The following is a 501-nucleotide window of genomic DNA, read 5'->3' on the forward strand; positions in this document are numbered from 1 at the left end:
GTAATCGGCCGCTTGAGGCCGCCTTATGCCTGAGGATTGTGACTGGTAACTTACCGTCGTTAACGACGTCGTTATTGACGTCGTTCGGGAGGTAAATATGGCTCAGGAAATCCTGATTGGCGTTGAACGCCGTCGCCGCTGGCCGGACGAACGGAAGCTGGAGATTCTGGCTGAAGTTGGTGTGGACGGGGCAAGTGTATCGGATGTGGCACGTCGGCATGGCCTGACCCGCCAACATCTTTACCAGTGGCGTACTTCATTCCGTCAAAGACTGTCTTCCCCAGATCAGTCTGTGGCGTTTGTTCCTGTTGCTTCCGTGAATGCACCCGCTGTGGCGTCTGGCGATGATACTGACGAGTTGGCCATTGTGCTGCGCAATGGCCGTTGTATCAGGGTGACGGGATATCCTGCAGAAGAGCTTCTGGCACGGGTCATCCGGATCGTGGAGACGGCATGATTGGCGTGGGCAATGGTGTGCGTGTCTATCTGGCCTGCGGGGTG

At 56.7% G+C, this 501-nt stretch carries 1 protein-coding gene; it reads left to right on the forward strand.

The genetic code is table 11. From position 1 onward, the window contains the following. Positions 1–97: 97 nt before the first annotated feature. A complete protein-coding gene (tnpA, locus tag GXY01S_RS17840) occupies positions 98–457 on the forward strand; it encodes an IS66-like element accessory protein TnpA (protein ID WP_081500454.1) in 360 nt (119 codons plus the stop codon). Positions 458–501: the final 44 nt, after the last annotated feature.

The organism is Komagataeibacter xylinus NBRC 15237 (assembly GCF_001571345.1).
Lineage (GTDB): Bacteria > Pseudomonadota > Alphaproteobacteria > Acetobacterales > Acetobacteraceae > Komagataeibacter > Komagataeibacter xylinus.